Here is a 22704-nt window from a genome sequence, read left to right as displayed (position 1 = left end):
GAGCGCCGACAGGACAGCAGACCTGATGATCGCCCAGATGACGACTACCCACAGGATCAGCACGAGGAGTGACCCGGCGACCGTGCCGATAGTTATGAGAACTGGCCAATTGTCTGAGGCGCTGAGCATGCCTCACACAGTAGCGTCACGTGCGGCCGCCGCCGCCGCCGCCGAGTACCGTGAACACCATGTGCGGACGGTTCGCGATGAACGAAGAGGTCGACGAGCTCATCAAGGAGTACGTCGCGGCCGGCGGCGACTTCCGTGACTGGCGCCCCAGCTACTCCTACGCACCGACGGACCCGGTGGCGATCGTGCGGGAGCGCGTTGATCACGAAAGCGGCGAGGTGCGCCGCACCGTCGATGCCGCGCTGTGGAACTTCCACCCGTCGTTCATGCGGGACTCGAAGCGGCCGAACTTCAACGCCCGGATCGAGACCGTCACATCGAACGGTCTGTGGAAGGGCGCGTTCGCGTCCTCGCGCGCTCTGGTGCCGATGCGTGGCTACTACGAGTGGACTGGTGAGGCTGGCCACAAGCAGGCGCACTTCCTGCACGCGAAGGACGGCGAGCTGCTCACAGCTGCCGGCATCTACACGGCGCGGAAGATCGATGACGACTGGCAGGTGTCGACGGCGATCATCACGCGCGAGGCGCGCGACGCGTCGGGTGAGGTGCACGACCGGATGCCTGTGTTCCTCGAACGTGAGGTGTGGGATGAGTTCCTGCAGCCGGTGAAGCTCGACGACGCCGGGAAGCAGGACATGGTGCAGCTGCTCACCGCGGAGTCGGAGAAGGTCGCGAAGAGCATCACGAGTTACGAAGTCGACCGGAAGGTGAACAACTCCCGCACCGTGAACCCGGACGATCCGACACTCATTCAGCCGCTTTCGGAGTGACGGCCCACTCGCCGTTACCCAGGCGCCCGTTCGGCGGCCCTGGAACTCCGGCAGCCGGCACGTCGTACTTCACGAGCTCATCCGCGCGCGCGAGCGAGTCGACGACATTCATCAGCTCGCGTTTCTTTGGATCGAGATCCCACCGGAAGAGCAGATACCGGTCGCCCTCACGATGATGCACACGCTGGATAACCGCCTTCGGGACGACGGGATCGTTCCGCATCACCAGCCACGTGTCCAGGTCGTACCGGACCGGCTTCGGGCGATTCGTCTGAACCATGTTGCGTTCGATTCTCCTCGTGCCTATGGTCGTTAACCATCGAACACGGCTACGAGAATTGCAAGGCGGCACCATGATCACCCACACCCGCGACATCGTCACCCTCTGGCCCGACACCGGAGCCCCGGAACGACTCGTCTGGGCAGGGCGTCGCTACCGCGTCACCGATACGCCGACGCGGCTCGAGGACATGCTCCTCGACATCACGCATCCACCACAGGTGAACGGCTGGCGATTCCAAGGCACCGACGAGCACGGCGACTCGAGCGTCTTCGACGTGCGCACCGTGGACGGAGGATGGGAGCTCATCGGCATCTACGACTGATCGTCACCCGAACGTGGTTCAGCAAGAGGATCAGTAGCGTTGACGGTTACGGCAGTTGACACCGATGAGTCAAAATGAAGATATTTCGGGTAGTGTGACGCGCATGAGCGACGTGAACGACCTTCAGGCTCTCACGACTTCGATTGGCGAGTACACCCTCGATACGCTTGGCAAGGAGACCGTTACGGGTCTCCAGGTAAGCATGGACGGCGTCGACCACAATGGCCGCATCACTGTTGCGCTCAAGGACAACTCTGATGCCGAGCAAAAGCGTGTTCTTCGCGAACTGTTCGAGATTGAGCAGATGTACTTTGATGAGGCTGCACTCAGTTTCGACTTCGTTCAGGACATCGACGAGGTGAGCCTTCTCCACCCGGAGGCAAAGAGCTTCATCTACGCATGAGCGCGCCGCCGGCCACTGTCGAGGTCTGTCTCAGGCGTGGCATCGCTGCGAAAAAGACCGGCAAGAATCTCCTCGAGGCCGGCGACGAATGGTTCGCCGTGTGCTACTTCTATGCGGCGTATCACACCGTCAAAGCGGCGTTCCTAGAAGACCCGATCTTCGATGATCCTGCTGCGCTCCGCGTCGTCAATCAGTACCTGATTCCGGATGATCGCTACGCGACCAGCCATCACGGTCGCGTGAATGGAGGCGGGATCCGCAGGATGGGCGTCAACGACGTGGTCAGGATCCTTTACCCCGCCGTCGCTGCCGAATACGTGCGCCTACACATGTCTAGCGTTCACGTGCGCTACGAAGACGGACTTGGAGCGATTGCACACGATTCAGTGATCGCCGACTACGACGCCGTCATTGGCGCGTACCAACGCAGGGAACTCAATCATCCGTAGATGAACACATGAGCCCCGTTTACTTAGGTAGACGGGGCCTTCTGCTGTCGAGGGGTTGCCCCTAGTCGCCGTCGTCTGGTGCCCGACGAAGAGGAGCGTGAATCGATGCAGGGTGCGCCCGTCGCCGCATAGATGTCAACCGGTAGCCGGTGGCCGGTTCAGTGTTTACTTTGTCCTGCATGAGCAACTCTGAACAGCAGCATCCCAACGCCGAAGACATCCCGGATGGTTCCTCGTCGGACACAGGTCACGAGGACACAGCCTCTGGCGGCGTTTCCCAAGACGATGGCGACTCTGACAGCGACGACGATTCGAACGGAATCGACCGGGAGCACGACACCGACTCAAACGGGATACCGCTCGAAAACCCATCAGGTTAGGTTTCCGGCTGGCTCCGGTGCCCCTTCTTCTGGGTGCTGGCCGTAGCCGGTGGCTGCTGCGAGCGTTGATCGGGTGAGTATCGGTCTCGGAATCGTCTTGGTCGCCGTCGTTGCGATCATGCTCGGCATCGGGATCGGCTCACTGATCACCTATGTGGGCATGCACCGCCATCACTAGACGACCGCTCAGCCGATCTCCGGGATCTCGTCTTCAGCCACCTGAAGTAGAGCGCGTCGCCGCATGCCCTCGGCGACAGCTGCGCGCTCCTCGTCGGTGAGTTCATCGCCGTCGACGGGCATTGTCGAGTCGAACTCTGGCCGGTCCTGCATGCTCACGAGTCTAGGCGGCGTGCTGGAGGTCGCGCGGGAAGTGCGGCGAGCGGATCGGGGTGATGAAGGCGGTGCCCGCTGCTGCCCGTCGCAGTGCGTCTTCGTCGAGGTGAAGGTATCGCTGGGTGGTAGCCATGGAGGCGTGGCCGAGCATCTGCTGCACGGCACGGAGATCTTTCGTGGCGCGGTAGGCGGCAGTCGCACCAGCGTGGCGGAGCGAGTGAGGGTTACTTCCGATGAGACGAGTGATGATCTTGTTCACGCTCTGCGGGTGCATGTAGGCGCCGAAGCGGCCGGGGAAGTAGTAGCCGAACCCGACCTCCCGTTCCCGGTCCAGGAGCACCTGCATGAGGTCGTCGTTGATGTAGACGATGCGTTCCTTGTCGCCTTTGCCGCGGATGCGGAGAGCGTCGTGTTCGCGGGCTCGCATGTGCAGGGTGGTGAGCTCGGTAAGGCGCAGACAGGCGAGCCGGGCGAGCATCACCATGGTGCGTTGCTCGAGGGTCGCCGTGATAAGCGCCGCCTGCACGACGTCATCGGGCGCGATCCGCGGCACTCTGACTGGGATGTGCACGGGATCGAGTTCGATCGAAGGGTCGGTCGGCATGAAGCCCGCCTTATGCGCCCAGCCGAAGAACAGCCGGTATGAGGACCGGAAGGACTTGATCGTCTCCGGCGCCAGTCCCCGCTTCCGCATCTCGCTGAGGTGACGTTCGAGGTCACGGGTAGTGATCGTGGTGAGATCACGGTGCCGGAACAGGAGCTCTTGGACGTGCGTGATCCGGAGCTTCACCGTCCCCTCTGAGCGGCCCGAAAAGTAGAGGTGGTTGCGGTATTCGGTTAGCACTTCGTTCCCCTGTTCATCTCCGGCGGCTTGGCCGGTGGCACGAGATTACGACCGTCGTATAGCTTTCGGTCAGTCCGAGTTCTGGGGTCTGGTGCCTCATCGGTGGACGCTATTGTCTAGACGAAGTGCGTCCGAGGCCACTTGTCGATCTCCGCAACTAGAGGCGCGGTGCGCGAGTAGTTGTTGCGGAAGTCTCCTGTGTATCTGAGGGCCCGTCAGCAACGATCAGGATGAACAGGTTCGGGCGCTCATCGGAGCCGGTTTCAGCGACCCGCGTCTCGATTCCTGAGACGGTTCTCAACTGCCCATCGCAACGGATGAGCACAGTTTCTTCGGCCCCACGCCCGTCGAGCGCATGGTCGAGCAGGTTCTGGAGCAGCTCACGGACGTTCACGATGCTGCTCGCAGTCGGGGTCAGCGCATTCGAGCTGGCCGAAGCCGGCGCACGCATAACAGGGCATCAGCTCGCCGGTGTCGTCGACGTCGAGGCCATCACCTCGACAGTACTCACACCAGTGGTTGAGCTCTCCGAGGACGGCGTCCGGGTCGCCGGCGATGAAGAGTCCGTCGCCGAGGTCGATGGTCGTCGCCATCAGATCGCCGCCGTGATGGAGGTGACTACCGCATCACGCGTGCGCACCGGCGCATCGTGGGGGCGCGGTACCAGTCGTATCGGGGCAGGCATGTAACCGGCAGGTTGGTGGTTCGAGTCCACCACGGGGAGCAGGAGAAGCCCTCGCCATCACGGCGAGGGCTTCCTTCGTGTCAGCGCCGGTAGCGTTGCAGCATGACCGATCGCTCCGATCTCCTCATCACCGCAGACGAGCTCGCGGCGGCCGTGGCCGCCGGAGCCGACAGCGGTCGATCGATTCGAATCTTGGATGTCCGCTGGCGACTCGACGTCCCGAACGGGCGCCCCGACTACGAGGCCGCACACATTCCCGGCGCGGTATACGTCGACCTCGAGCGGCAACTCGCGAAGATCGGTGCGCCGCAGGAGGGCAGACATCCTCTGCCGTCCGTCGAGCAGTTCCAAGCGGATGCCCGCTCCTGGGGCATCGACGACGGCGACACCGTCGTGGTGTACGACGACCTGTCGAACATGTCGGCCGCACGGGCATGGTGGCTGTTGCGCCACGCCGGCGTGGACGGAGTGCGGATGCTCGACGGCGGGCTGCGTGCGTGGCGCGAGTCGGGGCATCCGCTCGAGGCAGGCGACGTAGCGGTACCGCCTGGCTCGGTGGCCCTCGAGTACGGATATCTCCCTGTGATCTCGATCGACGAGGCGGGGGAGTACCCGCGCCACGGCGTCCTGCTCGACGCGCGCGCCGCCGAGCGCTACCGAGGCGAGGTCGAGCCGGTGGATCCGAGAGCGGGCCACATTCCGGGAGCGCTCAGTTCCCCGACCGCCTCCAACGTCGGCGACGACGGACGTTTCCTCGATGCGCCTGCGCTGCGCGATCGGTTCGGCGCACTGGGCGTCACGAACGATGTCGACGTCGCCACGTACTGCGGTTCGGGGGTGACTGCCGCACACAACGCAGCGGCACTCATGCTCGCCGGATTCGCGCCGGCGCTCTATCCGGGGTCATGGAGCCAGTGGTCGCAGCACGCCGATCGCCCGGCGGCGACCGGTGAGGAAGCGCCGCGCGTACTCCCAGCGGAGTAGCCGGCAACACCCGAGAGCCGATGGGCGGCGCCGGCACGCTCGTTAGCATGTGAGGATGCCGTACCCGCCCTGGATGCGCACCAGCCCCGAGCTGACGCCCGAGCGGTCCGCGCGCCGTTCGCTGCGCGCCAGGTGGTTCGCCGCGGCGTCGAGCGCATTCGTACAGCTGCCAGGTCTCGCCTTCGCGCTGGCGGGGGCTGCCCACCTGCATCACGTCAGCGCTGACGCTCTCACGGTCGCGGCAGTGATCGCGGGGATAGGGGCGGCCGCACTGCTCCTGCTGCCGTGGCGGGGACCCAGGGTGATCGTCGTCGCCCTCGCGGCTCTGCCCGCCATCGCGTTCGCGCCGGGGCCCCCGCTGGCGGCGCTCGCGGTCGCGTTCGCCGTGGGTGGCGCGGTTCTGCGCGGCGCGAGTGCATGGGCGTGGTCGACCTTGATCGGCATGGGGGTCCTCGGCGCGACGACGATCGCGGTGAGCGGCGCAGGGTCGGGCGGCATCCGAGTGCTGATCGTGACGATCATCCTCTGCCTCGTCGCTGGAGTCGCCACAGGGGCCGGTGCCAGACGAGAGCGCTTCCGTGCCGCGGCACGAGAGGAGTCCAGCCGACGCCGATCGGCGGCGGAGGAGGAGCGCCTGCGCATCGCACGCGAACTGCACGACGTTCTCGCACACTCGCTGTCCCAGATCAGCGTTCAGGCGGGCGTGGGCCTGCACCTCTTCGACGAGGAACCCGAACGGGCGAAGGAGAGCCTGCGCTCGATTCGCGAGACGAGCACCACGGCGCTCGACGAGGTGCGTTCGGTGCTCGGCATCCTGAGGGAGCCGGACGCGCCGGACGCTCCGCGAGCGCCGGGGCCGACCTTGGCTGCCATTCCCGCGCTCATCGCAGATGTGCGCGCGGCAGGATTGGTCGTCGCGACGGACGGAATCGACGGGATGCCGCACGACGCGGACATCCCGCTCGCCGTGCAGTCGGCCGCCTACCGAATCGTGCAGGAGTCGTTGACCAATGTGCGCAGGCACGCTGCAGGCAGCGAGGCCGCCGTGCGTCTCGACGTGTCGACGGATGCGGTCGCCCTCGTCGTCGAGAATGGCCCGGGCGAACAGGTCGCAGATTCGCACCCCGGGCGCGGCGCGGCGAGCGACGGCGGACGCGGGGTGCTGGGAATGCGTGAACGGGCGGCTGCGCTCGGCGGAACGCTGACAGCTCTGCCCCGTGCGGACGGCGGCTTCGTCGTGACGGCGCGGCTGCCCGTGCGAGGCTCGGTGCGGGGCGGAGGGCGGCGAACATGATCCGAGTGGTGCTGGCCGACGATCAGCAATTGGTACGTGCGGGCTTTCGCGCCTTGCTCGACCACGAGCCCGACATCGAGGTGGTGGGTGAGGCGGCCACCGGGAAAGCTGCCGTCGCGATGGTGCGGCGCGAGCGGCCGGATGTGGTGCTGATGGACATCCGCATGCCCGACGGGGATGGACTCTGGGCCACCGACGAACTGGCTCGTGACCCGGCGCTCGACGACGTACACGTCGTGATCGTGACCACCTTCGAGCTGGACGAGTACGTCGCTGAGGCGATCAGGGCGGGAGCGAGCGGATTCCTGGTGAAGGACACCGAGCCGGTCGAGCTGATCCGCTCGGTGCGGGTGGCCGCCGCGGGTGAAGCGCTGCTCTCGCCCGGAGTGACAAAGCGACTGCTCGCACGGCTGGCGTCGACTCCGCGGCCGGAGGTGACGGCATCCGTTCTCGAGCCGCTCACCGATCGCGAGCGCGAAGTGCTCGCACTGGTGGCTGAAGGCCTGAGCAATACGGAGATCGGTGCGCGTCTGTTCATGAGCCCGCTCACGGCGAAGACGCACGTCTCGCGCATCCTCTCGAAGCTCGGCGCGCGCGACCGGGTGCATCTCGTGGTGCTGGCGTACGAGTCCGGGCTCGTGACGCCCGGCGGCTTCTAGACCTGCACGGTTGACGACGCAGGCTGCTCCGATCGGAGTATGCGGATGCCTCCGCCCGGCCGACGCGCGCCGGTCACCGTGCGGCGAGTCTGGAATCGGCTCGAACGAGCCCTCCACAGAAAGGTTCTCCAACTCATGATGAGCGCACTGGCCGCAACATCGATCGGCGCCTCGGGCGCCGTGGCCGCAACGCACTGGGTCGGGCCATGGGCAGGCGGGTTCTTCCCGTTCTTCTTCATCATCCCGATCTTCTGGATTCTGGTGATCGGGCTGATCATCTTCGTCGCGACGCGTCGTCGCCGCGCATACTGGCGCGGACACGGACCGTACGGTTCGTGGGCGGCGAGCAGCAACGCCGAGTCGACCCTCGCCGAGCGATACGCTCAGGGCGACATCGACGAGGTCGAGTACCGCAAGCGCCTCGAGGTGCTGCGGGCGAACCGTCCGGGTCCTGGGCCCCGCTGATTCGTCGGCACAGACCACCGGCTGCCCGGCTCGTCACCCCTCGGGGTGGTCGACGCCGGGCAGCCAGCTCTGTCCCGGCACACCCCATCCCTGTTTGCGCTCCACCTTGGCGGCCGTTCGCGCGTATCCATCGGTGAGGCGGTCGACGTAGAGCAGACCGTCGAGATGGTCGTACTCGTGCTGGAAGATGCGTGCCAGCCAGCCCTCTGCGCGAACCTCGAACGGTTCGCCGTCGACGTCGAACGCCTGCAGAACAGCAGACGCAGCGCGTCGCAGCGGGAATCGCTCGCCAGGGAACGACAGGCATCCCTCGGCCTCCGTCTCCGGATCGGCGTCGCCGGCCGGCGGGGGAGAGATCCAGAGTGTCGGGTTGATCGCGGCGCCGCGGTGGCGAATGTCGGAATCGTCGGTCCAGTCGTACACGAAGAGCCGTTTCGCAACGCCGACCTGGGGGCCCGCGAGGCCGACACCGGGAGCGGCTGCCATGGTGTCGTACATGTCGCTGACGAGTTCGGCGAGGTCTGCGTCGAACCCAGTGACCTCGGAGGCGGGGGAGTGCAGCACTGGGTCGCCGCAGATGCGAATGGGGAGAACGGCCATTCGTCAAGGGTATCGGCGGCGAATGCCGTTAGTGTCGTTGAGTGATCTCGGAACTGGCGGCTTCGACCACCGATCTGACGGCACTTCAGCCGCGCCAGTTCATCGGCATTCCGATCGCGCTCGTCGGCGCTGTCTTCCTGTCCCTCGGTGCCCAGTTCCAGCACCGGGGTGTCACGAAGGTCGAGCGTCGCACAGACGGCGACGGCCGCGGCGGACTGCAGGTGCGACAGCTGGCGCTCCTGCTCGCCAGACCTTCCTGGGTGTTCGGCACCCTCATGCTCGGGCTGGCGATCGCGCTGCAGCTGACGAGTCTGGCGTTCTCGCCGCTCATCGTCGTGCAGCCCCTCGGCGCGGTGTCGCTCGTGATCACGTCGATCATCAACGTGCGCATCAGCGGCAACCCTCTGAACAAGAGATCCATCCTCGCCATCTGCCTCTGCGTGGGTGGCGTCGGCATGTTCGTGCTGATCGCCGCGTTCGCGGCCCGTGAGACCCCGGTGACCGACGGTGATCTGATCGAGATTCTCATCGTGCTCGGATGCGTCGTCGTGGTCTTCGGCTCGGCCTTCTGGTTCCTGCGCAAACGCCTCGTCGCGCTGGGCTACGTGCTCGGTGCCGGTGTGCTCTACGGCTTCGTGGCGACCCTCGCCAAGTCCGTCATCTCCCGTATCGAGCAGAGCGAGTTCGACCTGCTGACGCTCTTCTGTGCGATCGCGCTGATCGCGGCCGTCGTTCTCGGCGCGTACTTCGTGCAGAACGCCTACGCCTCGGGACCGCCCGATCTGGTGATCGCAGGCTTGACGGTGATCGACCCGCTCGTCGCCGTGACGATCGGCATCGTCATCCTGAACGAGGCGGCGGGAGCCGCAGTCTGGCAGATGATCGCGTTCGTGCTGACCGGGGTCGTCGCGATCATCGGGGTGTTCCTACTTGCGCGCGCGCACCCCGGTGTCAAGTCATACGACGACGAGGCCGACACGAAACCCGCAGGTGGTCAGAGCGCTGCATAGACTAGTGCCTTGTATTCCGGCCGGGGACGATTCTCCGGCGAGATGATCGTGCCGACGCCCCCCATGCGGCATGAAGAAAAGGATGGCTCCTTGTCGGACTCGCGCGATGCGGCTGCGACCCCCACGCCCTCGCCGGCGACGCAGCGCAAGCCTCTGAAGGTTCTGATCGGTGTCGACACCTTTGCCCCTGACGTGAACGGGGCCGCCAGGTTCGCGGAGCGTCTGGCTGCGGGCCTCGTTGAGCGCGGGCACGAGGTGCACGTGATGGGGCCGTCGGCCGGTCGTAGGCACGGCACGTGGGTCGAAGAGCACGAAGGCCAGCGGATGATCATGCATCGGCTGTACAGCTGGCGCTGGCCCCCGCACCCCTGGCTCCGGTTCGCCATGCCGTGGACGATCAGGCGGAACAGTGCGCGTGTGCTCGACGACGTCGAGCCTGATGTCGTGCATTTCCAGTCCCCGGTCATCGTCGGCCGCGGCTTGTCGATCGAAGCGAAGAAGCGTGGCATCCGGCTGATCGGCACCAATCACCTGATGCCGGAGAACATGGTCGAGTTCTCCCTGATTCCGAAGTGGCTGCAGGACATGTCCGTGCGCATCGCCTGGAAGGGTGCGGAGCGCACGTTCCGCAGGGCCGAGGCGGTCACCACTCCCACACACAAGGCTGCGCAGTTTCTCGAGCAGCACACCGGCCTCCGGGGCGTCTACGCCGTCTCGTGCGGGGTGGATGCCCACAAATACACACCGAGGTTCGAACCGCGCACGGAGAACCGAGTCGTGTTCGTCGGGCGGGTGACCGGCGAGAAACAGATCGACGTTCTCCTTCGGGCCGTGAGCCTTCTTCCGCTGGATCTCGACGCCAAGCTCGAGATCGTCGGCGACGGCGACCAGCGCAAGCATCTCGAACGCCTCGCCGATCAGTTGGGCATAGCCGATCGCGTGACCTTCACGGGCTACGTCTCCGACGATGAGCTTCGCGAGGCGTACACGCGTGCGACAGTGCTCGGGATGCCGTCGATCGCCGAGCTGCAGTCGATCGTGACGATGGAGGCGATGGCATCCGCTCTGCCGGTCGTCGCCGCCAATGCGATGGCGCTGCCGCACCTCGTGCACGACGGCGAGAACGGATTCCTCTTCACGCCCGGCGACACGCAAGAGCTCGCCGACAAGCTCGAGGCCGTGTTCCGCATGCCGCAGGACGAGTTGACTGCGATGAAGAAGGCTTCGTTGCGACTCATCGCGGCTCACGACATCCAGCGCACGCTGTCCACGTTCGAGTGCCTGTATCGTGGTGAAGCGGTGCCGGAGATGATCGTGACGGATGCCGCGCCTGCCGCGGCCGACTAGCCCGGCCGAGGGGCGGTAGCTCAGCTGGTTAGAGCATCGGACTCATAATCCGCCGGTCACGGGTTCAAGTCCCGTCCGCCCTACTTCTCTAGAAGACTTTTGGGAACGGCAGCTTTCGTCGGCCATGCCGACGCCATGCCCGCGACAGCACACGCAATCCTGAATCGTCTAGCACGTGTACCGACGTTCGTCCGTTGCTCAGGCGTAACCCCGTTTGATCAGCATGTCGGCCGACTTGTCGAAGTCGTCGTCACTCGGGATCTGGAACCCGAGGGCGTTCGCATACCGAGTGATGATGTTGAAGATGCTGGCGACCGCCGCCGCGTCGCGAAGGTCGGCGACGGTGAGGCCGGCGTCGAGCGCAGTGTGTGCGTCCGCCGCGCTGAGAGTGTTCGGGGTGCGGGTCAGCTTGTCGTTGAAGGTGAGCGCGGCTTTCAACCGATCAGTGACCGGAGCAGTCTGATAATCGTTCAGTACGGCGTTGACGGTGCGGCGGTCGATGCCGCGTACGGCGATCGCGCCGTGCGCGCCGACACAGAACGGGCACGAGTTCCACGCTGCGACGGCGGCAGCCATCAGCTCGCGTTCGGAGATGCTCCAACCGCTGGGACCGCGCATCGTCTGCTGTGTCCACGCCCCGAGTACGGGGCCGGCAAAGTCTTGATGGTAGAACGCCACCCTGGCGGCGTCCGGCAGGCGTAGTCCGGAGACGCGTGAAATCATCGCGATCAGGACGCGGTGTTTCAACGTGTCGCCGCGATCGATCTCAGGAAGGCGCATCGGTAGCCTTCCCGATCGCGGTCTCAGCGGCGTCCCAGCGGTTGAGGCCGGCGCCGATCGCAGCGGTCAGGATCACCTCGAACGCGCCCATCTGCGACCCGGTCGCCTGCACGACGGCGGCAACCTGTTCGTCGGTGACCCGGGCCGAGTTCTCGGCAATCTGGTCGACCAGCTCTCGGTATGGGTCCGGGACCTCGCTGCCGGCCAGTACCGCCCGCCGCAGAGCAAGGTCCGTCTCGCCGGAATCGGCTACCCGAGCCGCCAGCGCGGCTGCGTGCTCGGGATGTGATTCCGGTCCGACGGCGGACATGCAAGGGACTCTACGCCGGGCTTCAGCGACCGTCGACAGGACCACGACGTCGGCCGTCAGAAGGCGATCGATAACCTGCTCTCCGTCAACTGCGGTTCGACTCGCGTGATCGGCACGCGGACAGGCTTTGCTTGTACCGTGCGGGAATGCCTGAACAGTCACTGCCCGCGGTGGTCGAAGGTCGGTCGAGCTGGCGACTCATGTCGACGCGGACAAGGGTCGAGACCGTCCTCATCTGTGTGGTATTCGCCGTCTACGTCGGGTTCGCGCTGAAGCTTCTGCTCTTCTCTCGTCCGCCCGGTTCGGAGCGATCGTTCAACCTGATCCCGTTCGGAAGTGTCGCGGACTTCCTGTTCAGCGGTTCAGTCGGCGTGAGGAACCTCGCGTTCGGCAACATCGCCGGCAACGTCATCCTTTTCGTTCCGCTCGGCGCGTACGTGTCTGTCCTGACGAACTGGACGGCGGCGAGGACGATGATCATCGTCGCCTCAGCGAGCATCGCGGTGGAAGTCCTCCAGGGCGTATTCGGCCTGGGGGCGTCGGACGTCAGCGACGTCATCCTGAACTGCCTCGGAGGACTTATCGGCATTCAGCTGATCCTCCTGCTGAGGTTGCTCTTGCGAAAGCGCTACCGGGTGCGCACGGTCGTCGCGGTGCTGTCGATCGTCGCGCTTCCAGTTCTGTCCTGCTTGCTGTTCGGCATCAGACTGCGCATGTGAGTTCCAGCAACCTACGACGGCTTGTCGGGCTCAGCGTGACACGCGCACCTGCGACCGACCCGCTCACCCGGTACGTGCGATGGACGATGTCTGGGCAGCCATCGCGAACCACTGATCCTGACGAGACGACGAATCGCCGCGTATTCGAGAAGAAATGCACCCCATCAGCGGCGATATCCACCATGCTGAACCCTGAGGGAGTGAGTGTTCCTCAAGCTTCGGGGGGTATGCATGCGCGCCATTCGTCTGTCCGCGTTCGCCGTGCTGATCGCTGCACTGCTTCTCGGCGTCGGTGAGGCATCCGTCTACGCAGGGGCCGGAGCGGACTTCGACCAGGCGGACCCCGTCGCGGTTGTGCACCGACACGAAACCGGCGCGGGCGCCAAGGCAGCTGTGGCATTCGCGATGAGGCAGATCGAGACGGCACAGGCCACGATCGATTCGAGTCGAGGCCACACCGTCGACGCGACCGCACAGGTGCAGTTGGGCAAGGCGATCATCCAATGGCAGTCGAAGGTCTCCGCCGTGATCGCCGCGTTTCCGCAGGCTGACCCTGCGTCCTCCCCGGTATCGAATGCCGTTCTGCTCAGAATCGGCGGCGTCGCAACGCCGAAGGCGACGATCTCGCCGCAGTACGACTATCAGGATCTCTTCCTCGCGGATTCAGCGCTGAAGACCCCCGAAGATGCCGTCGCCGCCGCAGTGCAGGCGTGGACAGCGGAGCAGATCCGGGTCGCGGCACTGGAGTCCGCAGTCTCCTATACCGAATATGTGTGGACCAGTGGCTGGCAGGCACAGATCGACGCCTGTCAGGGCGCCGTCGATCTCACTGCGCACTATGGCGTTCGCACGATCGCCGAGCACGACGATTGCGGAGGAAGTTCCTTTCCGACCGCTCCGGGAACGATCGTCCGCATCACGGGGGTCGATGCCGGCGTCTACCGCGTCGTCGGCGTCGCGGCGTATCTCAACGGCCACACTGCGACGACGGCTGATCTTCCGCGGGGATACGACCTGCTCTTTCAGACGTGTGTGAACGGCTACAGCAGCATGAGCTTCACGGCACTGACCCGTGTCGGGAGCTGATCAACGGGTTCGCCGAGCGAGCCGTGCCCTTTGTCCCAGGGTCGAGCATTCGCCAGCTCGTCGTCCCCGCACTCTAGAATCGAACGGAGGTTCGAACGAGGAGAGCGGTGGGCGAGAGCGTCGCTGTTGAGCGCGAGCAAGGTGTGCGGCTCGTGCGCGGCTCCGCCGACGGCGTGAACGTGACAGTGATCGATTCTCCGGAGACCGTCGCCGAGCCATCCGACATCCCAGGCGCTGCATGGCCGCGTACCGTCGCCGAAGCCGAGTCCGCCCATCCGCGCTGGGCATGGCGGAGCAGCCGTGTGTGGTATCCGCGCCTGCTGGACGCCGGTATGCGCGTCGAACGCTGCATCGACCTGACACTCTGCGGCACGATCCTGCGGAACGCCGCCGTGACCGTGGGGACGCCACTTCACGGTTCCCCACCCGCGTGGTCGCATGGGGCTGGTCACGTGGCCGTCGACGACGACGGAGCGCTGTTCCGCATGGACGACCCTGAACCGTCTGCGCCGGCCGTCGACGAGGGCGCTGAGCTTCGACAGCAACAGGCGGCAGTGTCGGAGATCGTCGATGCCGGCGCGGCATCGCGCATGCGTCTGCTTCTGGCCGCCGAGTCTGCCGGCTCCCTGGTAGCTGAGGAGATGCGGCACGCCGGGTTGCCGTGGCGCGCCGATGTACACGGCGAGTTGCTGGTCGAAGCGCTCGGCGCCCCAGACCGGTTCGGCGGCCGTCCCGCCCGCATGGAGTCTCTCCTCGTCGAGATCCGGGAGAAGCTCGCTGCGCCCGGCCTGAACCCCGACTCGCCAGGCGAGTTGGTGAAGGGGCTGCAACGCGCTGGCATCAATGCGACGAGCACGAGGGCGTGGCAGCTGCGTGAGGTGAAGCATCCTGCCATTCCCGCTCTGCTCGAGTACAAGAAGCTCTCGCGTCTGTACACGGCGAATGGATGGTCCTGGCTGGCCTCCTGGGTGCACGACGGCCGGTTCCGTCCCGAGTACGTTCCAGGGGGTGTCGTGACCGGCCGTTGGGCGACCAACGGCGGCGGCGCGTTGCAGCTGCCGAAGCAGATTCGCGCCGCAGTGGTCGCCGATCCCGGCTGGAAACTGGTAGTGGCCGACGCGGCGCAACTGGAGCCGCGCATTCTCGCAGGCATGGCCCACGACGAGCGGATGGCCGCGGCCGGCCGGAGACGCGATCTCTACGACGGCCTGGTCGCATCCGGAGTCGTGGACACTCGCGCGCACGCCAAGGTCGGCATGCTCGCGGCGATGTACGGCGGCACGACCGGTGATGGCGCCAAGGTGCTTCCTCGCCTCACCAGGGCCTTTCCGCGCGCGACAGCGCTGGTCGCGGACGCCGCGGCGACGGGGGAGCGCGGCGGCGTCGTGAGCACTCTGCTCGGCCGCAGCTCGCCCGAGCCGTCCAGCGAGTGGTTCGCGGGCCAGGCCGCGGCATCCGACCCGGCGGCGACACAGGAGGACGAGCGCCGGGCGCGGTCCAGGGCGCGCGACTGGGGCCGGTTCACCCGCAACTTCGTTGTACAAGGCACCGCAGCGGAATGGGCCCTGTGCTGGATGGCTGAACTCCGCAACCGGCTCGCGACGATGACGGCGAACTCGCCCGGTCTCGCGAGACCGCCGTTCGACCGCAGCCCGCACCTGGTCTACTTCTTGCACGACGAGGTCGTCGTACACGCTCCGGCCGAGCTCGCTGATGACGCGGCTCAAGCGGTTCGCGAGTCTGCCGCCGCTGCCGGACGGCTGCTGTTCGGCGCGTTTCCCATTGAGTTCCCGCTCACCGTCGCGGTGGTGGACAGCTACGACCGTGCGAAGTGATCCCGTGCCGATATCGGGGCGCAATAATCCGCATTGACGCGCGGTTGCATCTCACCGACAGCGCGTCGCCCCGATGCGAGGATGGAAACCATGACCGATACCGCAGCCGCCACCGATCCAGCCGAGCTCCTTGCGACGTTCCACAAACGCCGTGACCTGTCCGTCGCACAGCCGACGGGCAGCTTGGCCTTGGTCAACACGCAGTGGATCACGGATGCCGCCCCGCAGCCGGTCTGGGCAGCAGCCGGTCTCTGGTCGCCGCTGCCTGCTGGGGAGTCGGGCCTGAAGGTCACGGCGACCGCCTCCGACGGTGTCGTCGTCGACGGCATGCTGGTTGATGGCGAGGCGATCGCGCGAGGCAAAGACGCTGAGACGCCGAGCACCATCAGGTTCAGCGACACCGTGGTCGGCGCGATCATCGCGAACGATGCCGGCGAGTACGGTTTGCGCGTGTGGGACGCGCAGTCGGAGGGCATCCAGGAGTTCGGATCGATCGACGCCTACGGCTACAACCCCGACTGGGTGATCCAGGCATCCTTCACGCCGGTCGAGGGTTTGTCGGTCGGCATCGAGCACCTGAAGGACGGCGGCGCGGAACGCGAGACGCCGATTCCCGGCGAGATCACGTTCAGCAAGGACGGCGTCGACTACAACCTGGCCGCGTTCAAGTCGGGCAGGGCCTTGCAACTCGTCTTCTCCGACTCGACGAGCGGTGAGCAGACGTACTCGGTCGGTCGATTCCTGTTCGTCGCGCCCAATGCCGACGGCACCATCACGCTCGACTTCAACAACGCCGTGATTCCGCCGTGCGCCTTCAGCTACGCATTCAACTGCCCGATGCCGCCGAAGCAGAACAGGTTCGCGGTACCCATCGAGGCAGGCGAGAAGAACGCCCTCAAGAAGGACGGCTCGCTGCTCCACGAGGTGTGAGCATGGTCATCCGAGCGGGTCGGCGGCGGATGCCCGACGCAGCAGTTCGTCGCGCTCCCGTTCGTTCTCGCTGAGGCCGGCGGCCGCCAGGAACGCGGCCCGTGCCTCCGAGAGCCTGCCGAGCCGCTCCAGCAGATCTCCGCGCACGGCGGGAAGCAAGGCGTAGCCCTTGAGTGCCTTCACGGACTGGAGCGGCTCGAGCGCCTCCAACCCCGCCTCCGGACCGTACGCCATGCCAATCGCGACCGCGCGGTTGAGCTCGACCACCGGCGAGGGATGCCGTGTCGCGAGGGCGTCGTAGAGCCCGGCTATCTGCTCCCAGTCGGTGTCGTCGGCGCTGGCTGCTCTGGCGTGGCATGCGACGATCGCAGCCTGCAGCGCATACGGCCCGCGAACCCCGCCGAGATCGTCAGCTCGCTTCAGGGCCGCCAGGCCGTGAGCGATGAGCAGGCGATCCCAGCGGGCACGATCCTGCGCGGCCAGCGGAACGGCCGAACCGTCGGCCGCCCGCCGCGCGGCGAATCGCGAGGCGTGCAGTTCCATGAGTGCGACGAGGGCGTGAGCCTCTGCGTGCTCCGGCACGAGCTCGGCGAGCACACGGCCGAGTCGCATCGCCTCGTCGGCGAGGGTCGGACGCATCCACTCGCTGCCCGCTGTCGCCGAATAGCCCTCGTTGAACACGAGATAGACCACCTCGAGCACCGAGCCGAGGCGCTGGTCGAACTCGCTTCGATCCGGCACCTCGAATGGCACCTTCGCGGCGCTGAGCGTGCGCTTCGCTCTGGTGATGCGTTGGCCGATGGTCGGGGCGGGCACCAGATAGGCGCGAGCGATCTCCTCGACGGACAACCCGCACAGCAAGCGCAGTGCCAGCGCCACCCTGGACTGCGCGGCGAGCACGGGATGGCAGCACACGAAAACCAGTCGCAGCAGATCGTCGTCGATGCGGGTCTCGTCGGGCTCCGGCTCCTCGTCGTCGCCGACATCCGCTGTCGCGATCAGCGCGTACTTCTCCGCGGCGCGCTCCTCCCGACGCCAAGCGTCGATCGCACGCCGTTTGCCGACCGAGGTCAGCCATGCGGCGGGGTTGCGCGGAACGCCCGTGCGCGGCCAGGAGCGGAGCGCCTCGACGAGTGCATCCTGAGCGAGATCCTCGGCGCGGCCGAGGTCGCCGACCATCCTCGCGAGCGTCGCGATCACCTTCGCGGCCTCGAGTCGCCACACGGTCTCGATCTCGTGCCGCACGGCAGACATCGTGGTGGTGTCGACACCGTCGAGAGGTTCGTCACCGCGAATGGATGTCATGCCGTGCGCCTCTCAGCGGATGCCTCGCGCGAGCCGACCTCGCGCTGTGCCGGGCTCGTGGACGAGTCGACATCGTCTGGTTCCAGCACGCGCCGCACCTCGATACGACCGGTCTTCAACGGTACCCTTCTGGCCCACTCGATGGCTTCGTCTCGTGAAGCGACCTGAAGGATCCAGAACCCCGAGATCGAGCCGTCGGCGCGCGCTAACGGCCCGTCGTCGACCGAGGGCGACATGTTCGAGTACTCGACTCGTGCACCGGTCGCACTCGCTTCGAGGGCCTCACCGGCCAGCAGCACTCCTGCCCTGATCAATCGCTCGTCGAACGCATCCATCGCGGCCCGTTCCACCGTGCTCGCGCCGTCGCCGCTTTCCTCGCCGGTGGATGCCTTCAGCAGCAGCATGTACTTCATGTCGTCTCTCCCACGTCGTGCCGAGCCTGGGGGCGAATGCCCTCGTCGTCACGTCGAACGGCGACCACGGAATCCGACAGCGTCGCCGGTCTTCCGCCACGATAACGCCGCGAGAACGAGCCGGGTCCGAGCATGACGAGGCCGGAAAGCAGGTAGAGACATCCCTGAGTCTCCAGAAGCGGCAGCAGTCCTGTGACCGGCTGGAGCAGTCCCGCTGCGAGCAACCCGATGCCCTGGCCGACGGCGTTGACCAGACCGAATGCAGCGAAGCTCGCGCCTCGATCACTCGCCGTGGTCTGAATGATGCTGATGTAGCCGGTGGTGAGCAACACGCCTGGGGCGCCGACAACGATGAAGAGGATGACGTACGGCCACAGCGCTGTGGTCAGGAACGGAAGGTTCCAGACCAGGAGCGACACGATGCCGAACGCGAGAGCGCCGATGATCAGCAGCCGCTTCGGTCTCGCCGTGATGGCGAGGAATCCGAGGGCGGCGCCCGCTGCGATGGATCCGATCGCCTGGATGCCCCTCAGCAGTCCGACCGCGGCATCCGAGCCGTTCAGGCTGTCGGTCACGAACAGCACGAAGAGCACGAGGAAGAGCCCCTGAGCGGCGCCGGCGAGCGCAACGGAGACGAACAGTGCGCGCAGTTTGCGATCCCGCAACGCTGCCAGTACGCCCGTGGCGACGGGGTCGTCCGTTGCCGCCCGCGTCGGCAACGGGACGATGCCTGTGCGCGGTGCGGACCATAGCAACGCCGCAGCACCGAGGAAGCTCACGATGTCGACGGCGACCACGAGATCGAGCCTGCCGAACGCGAGGAGCGCACCGCCGAGCGGACCGCCGACGAGGCGCCCGATGTTCTGCGCCAACCCCACGAGCGCGTTGGCGCTGACCAGCCTGTCAGGCGCGACGAGCTCGGGTAGCCAGGAATCCTTCGCCGGTTCGAACACCGCTGCGCAGGATGCCTGCAACACGATCACGACGTACAGAACGGGTAGCTCTGCCGCCGATCGCACGAAGAACAGCGGAGCGACGGCAACTGCTTGCACGAGACTGATCCCGATCAGCAGCCTACGGCGGTCGAAGCGCGCGATCAGCCGTGCGGCGACGGGCGCGAGCAGCACCGCCGGAAGCAGTTCGAGCACGAACGCGAGGGAGGTGCCGATCGCCGAGCCCGTGAAGCGGTAGACCACGAGCGGAAGCGCGACGAAGAGCATCCAGTCGCCGGTGTCCGATACCAGGCCGGCTCCCAGCACCCTTGCGAACACGGGGGAGCGGAGCGCCGTGGTCACGACGCGCTCCCGTTCGGGCGAGGCAGCGCCAGCATCGAGAAGCTCACGCTGGCCGCGTCGGCGGGCCCGTCTGTCCGCACCGCGGCGATGTAGGGCCGGACGATGGCGTCGATCGCCTCGACGATCGTGCGCATCTCCTCGGCGCTGACGCGAAGCCCGTAATGAGCGTGCACGTCGGCGTCCCGCCAGTCGGACGGCAGTTCGTCGCGGCGGCGCAGATACTCTCGCGCTGCCTGGTAGTCCAGCTGCACCGACGCGGCGAGGAGTTCGGACGCCTCCGATGTTCCAGGGTCTGTCGTGAAACCGGTGATCGTCGCGCGCCACGGCCGTTCCCGGCCATCGGCGGAGGCATCCTCTTCCACCAGCCCGAGGCCCGACAGCACTCGTAGGTGATAGCTGCTGTTCGATGGCGTGTCGCCGATCGCCCTCGCGCATTGGGATGCCGTGGCCGGCCCGTCGGACATCAGGTAGCCGAGCAGGTCGAGTCGCACGGGGTGGGCGAGCGCCCGCACGGTGGCGGGATCGCTGAGGGTCGGGCGGCGGGCATCCATCACGGCTCCAAACTCTGAAAGATCGTTTCAGAATATGACCATCGGGAAAGGTCTGCAAGAGCCTTTCAGACTTTGCGAACCCGACGAATCGCCGACCTTCCGAATGACATTGTTGTGATTCCGCCGCTCATCGGGGGATAATGCCTGTGTCGGCGTCAGTCGGCGCACAAAGCAGTCATGACGAATCCGTTCGTGGTCGTAGGGGAAGACGCACCACGTCGAGCGGAGGACATCATGGCGTCAATAAAGGCTCGAGGAGTGCTGTATGTGCACTCCTCTCCTCGTGCGCTCTGCCCCCACCTCGAATGGTCGGTCGGGCGGGCACTGGGACGTCCGGTCAACTTCACGTGGCAGGACCAGCCGGTGCTTCGGGGTGCGCTGCGCACCGAGTTCTTCTGGGAAGGCGAGCGCGGCACCGCCGCGCGGATCGCTTCCTCGCTGCTCGGCTGGGAGCACCTGCGGTTCGAGGTGACGGAGGATGCCGGCCTCGGCACCGATGGCGGTCGCTGGATTCACACTCCCGCGCTCGGAATCTTCCATGCGCAAACGGACACGGCGGGCAACACGGTGATCCCCGAGGATCGCGTGCGCTACGCCATGGAGCTCGCCGGGTCGAATGCCCTCGAGTTGCAGCGCGAACTGCGCCTCGCGCTGGGTCAAGCGTGGGACGACGAGCTCGAGCCGTTCCGTCACGCCAGCGACGACGCTCCGGTCATCTGGCTGCACAAGGTGGGTTGAGCCGGCACAAGGGTTCCGAACGGGCCCGCGGCGCGAATAGCGGCAGCCGGATGTCTCATTCCCGGCACTGCGAAAGCGAAGCGGGCCCGCCCGGTACGACCGGATGTTCTACGGTGACACGGCACGCCGGGCGGGGACCGACGTGCACACCGGTTCACACGCTGCGGATCGCAACGACGGCGTTGTGGCCGCCGAACCCGAAGGAGTTGGAGACCGCGAGCTGCGGACCGTCTCCGAGCGGCTGCGGCTCGCCCGACACCGACAGGGGGATCTCCGGATCCTGTTCTGTGATGTTGATGGTGGGCGGCGCGATGCGGTCACGTAGTGCGAGCACCGTGAACACCGCTTCGAGTGCTCCGGTCCCGCCGAGAAGGTGACCGGTGGATGCTTTGGTGGCCGACGTCGGGATCTGAGTCACTCTGTCTCCGAACACCGACCGCAATGCCACGTATTCGGCGATGTCGCCGACCGGCGTACTCGTCGCGTGAGCGTTGATGTGCGTCACCTGGTCCGGCGTGGCGCCGGCCTGATCCAGAGCGGCGAGAAGAGCACGTCTGGCACCCTTCCCCTCCGGATCGTTCGCGGTGATGTGGTAGGCATCGGCGCTCACGCCGCCGCCGGCGATTTCCGCGTAGATGCGAGCGCCACGCGCGAGCGCGTGTTCCTCGGTCTCCAGAACGAGGCTTGCCGCACCCTCGCCCATGATGAAGCCATCACGGTCGATGCTGTACGGCCGAGACGCGTGCTCGGGATCGTCGTTGCGCTTGGACATGGCCTGAGCAGAGGCGAAGGCCGCCATGGTGATCGGATGCACTGCGGACTCCGAGCCGCCGGCGATCACGATGTCCGCCAGCCCCAGCTGAAGGTGCTCGTAGGCGTTGGCGATCGACTCCGTGCTCGACGCACAGGCGGACGCGACGGTGCGGGCGTACGCCCTGGCGTTCAGATGCATCGACACCGCCGCTGCGGATGCGTTCGGCATCAGCATCGGAACGGTCAGTGGCATGACCCGGCGCGGCCCGCGTTCGCGCAGCGTGTCCCAGGCATCCAGCAGCGTCCACATGCCTCCGATACCGGTGGCGTAGTCGACGCCGAGTCTGTCGGGGTCGACGTCCGGCGAGCCGGCATCCGCCCACGCCTCCTTCGCCGAGACGAGTGCGAGCTGCGCAACGGGGTCGAGCCGCTTGGCGACAGGGCGCTCGAGCACGGTCTCCGGCCGCACCTTCGCCTCGGCGGCGAAGGTGATCGGGAGCTCGTACTTCTGCACCCACTCGTGCGTGAGCGTGTGCGTTCCTGACTCGCCCGCCAGGAGGGCGCTCCAGCTCTCTGGTGCGGTGCCGCCCAGCGGCGAACTCGCACCGATGCCGGTGACGACGATCTTCTTGGGACTCATGGGATACCGACCTCAGGCGCGCCGAAGCGCAATGTCGTGCGGAAAGTGGATGTTCAATCGAGGTCGGCGCGACCGCAGCCGCGCCGACCACTGATCAAGCCTGTGCGTTGACGATGAAATCGACGGCATCGCCGACGGTCTTGAGGTTCTTGACCTCTTCGTCGGGGATCTTCACGTCGAACTTGTCCTCGGCGTTGACCACGATGGTCATCATCGAGATCGAGTCGATGTCGAGGTCGTCCGTGAATGACTTGTCGGCCGCGACCGTGTCGGTTGCGATGCCGGTCTCGTCGTTGATGAGCTCCGCCAGGCCGGCGAGGACTTCTTCGCGGGAAAGTGCCATTTCTTCGTTTCTCCTTGGGATGTCGTGTGACAGCAGAACAGTCTAGAGG

29 protein-coding genes and 1 tRNA gene are annotated in these 22704 nt (G+C 66.1%); 17 read left to right on the top strand and 13 right to left on the bottom strand.

Annotated elements, in window-relative coordinates:
• Positions 1-188: 188 nt before the first annotated feature.
• Entirely contained in the window at positions 189-899 is a 711-nt protein-coding gene (locus tag MJ603_RS08070; RefSeq protein WP_243063170.1) for an SOS response-associated peptidase, read from the top strand.
• On the opposite strand, the gene MJ603_RS08065 is transcribed toward MJ603_RS08070, so the two are convergent.
• Complete coding sequence (locus MJ603_RS08065; protein ID WP_243063169.1) at positions 877-1179, bottom strand: hypothetical protein; 303 nt, start codon at positions 1177-1179, stop codon at positions 877-879. The genes MJ603_RS08070 and MJ603_RS08065 overlap by 23 nt on opposite strands.
• Before the next feature lie 73 nt (positions 1180-1252).
• Here MJ603_RS08065 and MJ603_RS08060 point away from each other — a divergent pair, with 73 nt between their 5' ends.
• The 4 genes from MJ603_RS08060 (at position 1253) to MJ603_RS08045 (ending at position 2736) form a co-directional block, all read left to right on the top strand.
• Positions 1253-1504, top strand: coding sequence for a hypothetical protein (locus MJ603_RS08060; protein ID WP_243063168.1), 252 nt, complete (start codon positions 1253-1255; stop codon positions 1502-1504).
• A gap of 103 nt (positions 1505-1607) precedes the next feature.
• Positions 1608-1907: a hypothetical protein gene (locus MJ603_RS08055; protein ID WP_243063167.1), complete on the top strand. Its 300-nt coding sequence runs from the start codon at positions 1608-1610 to the stop codon at positions 1905-1907.
• A complete protein-coding gene (locus tag MJ603_RS08050) occupies positions 1904-2356 on the top strand; it encodes a hypothetical protein (protein WP_243063166.1) in 453 nt (150 codons plus the stop codon). Before MJ603_RS08055 ends, MJ603_RS08050 begins: the two co-directional genes overlap by 4 nt.
• A 179-nt stretch (positions 2357-2535) precedes the next feature.
• The gene (locus MJ603_RS08045; protein WP_243063165.1) at positions 2536-2736 is read left to right on the top strand and encodes a hypothetical protein; all 201 of its coding nucleotides are present in this window, start codon (positions 2536-2538) and stop codon (positions 2734-2736) included.
• A 186-nt stretch (positions 2737-2922) separates the two neighbouring features.
• Here MJ603_RS08045 and MJ603_RS08040 read toward each other — a convergent pair whose 3' ends face one another.
• The 3 genes from MJ603_RS08040 to MJ603_RS08030 form a co-directional block, all read right to left on the bottom strand.
• Entirely contained in the window at positions 2923-3066 is a 144-nt protein-coding gene (locus MJ603_RS08040) for a hypothetical protein (protein WP_243063164.1), read from the bottom strand.
• A 10-nt stretch (positions 3067-3076) separates the two neighbouring features.
• Positions 3077-3913 carry a tyrosine-type recombinase/integrase gene (locus tag MJ603_RS08035; RefSeq protein WP_243063163.1) on the bottom strand — a complete coding sequence of 279 codons (837 nt, stop codon included), beginning with the start codon at positions 3911-3913 and terminating at the stop codon, positions 3077-3079.
• Positions 3914-4293: 380 nt separating this feature from the next.
• Positions 4294-4506 (bottom strand): hypothetical protein, encoded by a 213-nt coding sequence (locus tag MJ603_RS08030; RefSeq protein WP_243063162.1) that lies wholly within the window; start codon positions 4504-4506, stop codon positions 4294-4296.
• A 194-nt stretch (positions 4507-4700) separates the two neighbouring features.
• Between MJ603_RS08030 and MJ603_RS08025 the strand changes: the two genes are divergently transcribed.
• The 4 genes from MJ603_RS08025 to MJ603_RS08010 all read left to right on the top strand — a co-directional run bounded on the left by MJ603_RS08025 (position 4701) and on the right by MJ603_RS08010 (position 8000).
• A complete protein-coding gene (locus tag MJ603_RS08025) occupies positions 4701-5582 on the top strand; it encodes a sulfurtransferase (protein ID WP_243063161.1) in 882 nt (293 codons plus the stop codon).
• A 55-nt stretch (positions 5583-5637) separates the two neighbouring features.
• A complete protein-coding gene (locus MJ603_RS08020) occupies positions 5638-6876 on the top strand; it encodes a sensor histidine kinase (RefSeq protein WP_243063160.1) in 1239 nt (412 codons plus the stop codon).
• Positions 6873-7535 (top strand): response regulator transcription factor, encoded by a 663-nt coding sequence (locus tag MJ603_RS08015; protein WP_243063159.1) that lies wholly within the window; start codon positions 6873-6875, stop codon positions 7533-7535. Before MJ603_RS08020 ends, MJ603_RS08015 begins: the two co-directional genes overlap by 4 nt.
• Before the next feature lie 135 nt (positions 7536-7670).
• Entirely contained in the window at positions 7671-8000 is a 330-nt protein-coding gene (locus tag MJ603_RS08010) for an SHOCT domain-containing protein (RefSeq protein ID WP_243063158.1), read from the top strand.
• A gap of 33 nt (positions 8001-8033) precedes the next feature.
• Here MJ603_RS08010 and def read toward each other — a convergent pair whose 3' ends face one another.
• A complete protein-coding gene (gene def, locus MJ603_RS08005) occupies positions 8034-8600 on the bottom strand; it encodes a peptide deformylase (protein WP_243063157.1) in 567 nt (188 codons plus the stop codon).
• 41 nt (positions 8601-8641) lie between these two features.
• Between def and MJ603_RS08000 the strand changes: the two genes are divergently transcribed.
• The 3 genes from MJ603_RS08000 (at position 8642) to MJ603_RS07990 (ending at position 11040) form a co-directional block, all read left to right on the top strand.
• Positions 8642-9610: a DMT family transporter gene (locus MJ603_RS08000; protein ID WP_243063156.1), complete on the top strand. Its 969-nt coding sequence runs from the start codon at positions 8642-8644 to the stop codon at positions 9608-9610.
• A gap of 90 nt (positions 9611-9700) precedes the next feature.
• Positions 9701-10957, top strand: a complete 1257-nt coding sequence (locus MJ603_RS07995; protein ID WP_243063155.1) for a glycosyltransferase — start codon at positions 9701-9703, stop codon at positions 10955-10957.
• A 9-nt stretch (positions 10958-10966) separates the two neighbouring features.
• Positions 10967-11040 (top strand) — tRNA-Ile (locus tag MJ603_RS07990).
• 115 nt (positions 11041-11155) lie between these two features.
• Here MJ603_RS07990 and MJ603_RS07985 read toward each other — a convergent pair.
• Both MJ603_RS07985 and MJ603_RS07980 read right to left on the bottom strand, forming a co-directional pair.
• Entirely contained in the window at positions 11156-11737 is a 582-nt protein-coding gene (locus tag MJ603_RS07985; protein WP_243063154.1) for a carboxymuconolactone decarboxylase family protein, read from the bottom strand.
• Positions 11724-12047 carry a hypothetical protein gene (locus MJ603_RS07980; protein WP_243063153.1) on the bottom strand — a complete coding sequence of 108 codons (324 nt, stop codon included), beginning with the start codon at positions 12045-12047 and terminating at the stop codon, positions 11724-11726. Before MJ603_RS07980 ends, MJ603_RS07985 begins: the two co-directional genes overlap by 14 nt.
• Before the next feature lie 146 nt (positions 12048-12193).
• On the opposite strand from MJ603_RS07980, the gene MJ603_RS07975 reads away from it, so the two are divergent.
• The 4 genes from MJ603_RS07975 to MJ603_RS07960 all read left to right on the top strand — a co-directional run bounded on the left by MJ603_RS07975 (position 12194) and on the right by MJ603_RS07960 (position 16617).
• Complete coding sequence (locus MJ603_RS07975) at positions 12194-12766, top strand: VanZ family protein (RefSeq protein WP_243063152.1); 573 nt, start codon at positions 12194-12196, stop codon at positions 12764-12766.
• Positions 12767-12997: 231 nt separating this feature from the next.
• Positions 12998-13852 (top strand): hypothetical protein, encoded by an 855-nt coding sequence (locus MJ603_RS07970; RefSeq protein ID WP_243063151.1) that lies wholly within the window; start codon positions 12998-13000, stop codon positions 13850-13852.
• A 107-nt stretch (positions 13853-13959) separates the two neighbouring features.
• Positions 13960-15687, top strand: a complete 1728-nt coding sequence (locus MJ603_RS07965) for a bifunctional 3'-5' exonuclease/DNA polymerase (protein ID WP_243063150.1) — start codon at positions 13960-13962, stop codon at positions 15685-15687.
• 90 nt (positions 15688-15777) lie between these two features.
• Positions 15778-16617 carry a DUF1684 domain-containing protein gene (locus tag MJ603_RS07960; protein ID WP_243063149.1) on the top strand — a complete coding sequence of 280 codons (840 nt, stop codon included), beginning with the start codon at positions 15778-15780 and terminating at the stop codon, positions 16615-16617.
• A 6-nt stretch (positions 16618-16623) separates the two neighbouring features.
• Here the strand turns inward: MJ603_RS07960 and MJ603_RS07955 are convergent, their stop codons facing one another.
• From MJ603_RS07955 to MJ603_RS07940, 4 genes are read right to left on the bottom strand one after another with little or no spacing between them, the layout of a single operon-like run.
• A complete protein-coding gene (locus MJ603_RS07955; RefSeq protein ID WP_374230862.1) occupies positions 16624-17922 on the bottom strand; it encodes an RNA polymerase sigma factor in 1299 nt (432 codons plus the stop codon).
• Positions 17919-18335: a YciI family protein gene (locus MJ603_RS07950; protein ID WP_243063148.1), complete on the bottom strand. Its 417-nt coding sequence runs from the start codon at positions 18333-18335 to the stop codon at positions 17919-17921. The genes MJ603_RS07955 and MJ603_RS07950 overlap by 4 nt, the downstream gene beginning before the upstream one ends.
• A complete protein-coding gene (locus tag MJ603_RS07945; protein ID WP_243063147.1) occupies positions 18332-19630 on the bottom strand; it encodes an MFS transporter in 1299 nt (432 codons plus the stop codon). Before MJ603_RS07945 ends, MJ603_RS07950 begins: the two co-directional genes overlap by 4 nt.
• The gene (locus MJ603_RS07940; RefSeq protein ID WP_243063146.1) at positions 19627-20181 is read right to left on the bottom strand and encodes a helix-turn-helix domain-containing protein; all 555 of its coding nucleotides are present in this window, start codon (positions 20179-20181) and stop codon (positions 19627-19629) included. The genes MJ603_RS07945 and MJ603_RS07940 overlap by 4 nt, the downstream gene beginning before the upstream one ends.
• A gap of 234 nt (positions 20182-20415) precedes the next feature.
• Here MJ603_RS07940 and MJ603_RS07935 point away from each other — a divergent pair, with 234 nt between their 5' ends.
• Positions 20416-20919 carry a DUF3145 domain-containing protein gene (locus MJ603_RS07935; protein ID WP_243063308.1) on the top strand — a complete coding sequence of 168 codons (504 nt, stop codon included), beginning with the start codon at positions 20416-20418 and terminating at the stop codon, positions 20917-20919.
• Between the two features lie 154 nt (positions 20920-21073).
• Here the strand turns inward: MJ603_RS07935 and MJ603_RS07930 are convergent, their stop codons facing one another.
• On the bottom strand, positions 21074-22312 hold the full coding sequence (locus MJ603_RS07930) for a beta-ketoacyl synthase (RefSeq protein WP_243063145.1): 1239 nt from the start codon (positions 22310-22312) through the stop codon (positions 21074-21076).
• 94 nt (positions 22313-22406) lie between these two features.
• Positions 22407-22655, bottom strand: a complete 249-nt coding sequence (locus MJ603_RS07925) for an acyl carrier protein (RefSeq protein WP_243063144.1) — start codon at positions 22653-22655, stop codon at positions 22407-22409.
• Positions 22656-22704 lie beyond the last annotated feature (49 nt).

The organism is Humibacter sp. RRB41 (assembly GCF_022761015.1).
Classification (GTDB): Bacteria; Actinomycetota; Actinomycetes; order Actinomycetales; family Microbacteriaceae; genus Humibacter.
This window is presented reverse-complemented; position numbering and strand designations above follow the sequence as displayed.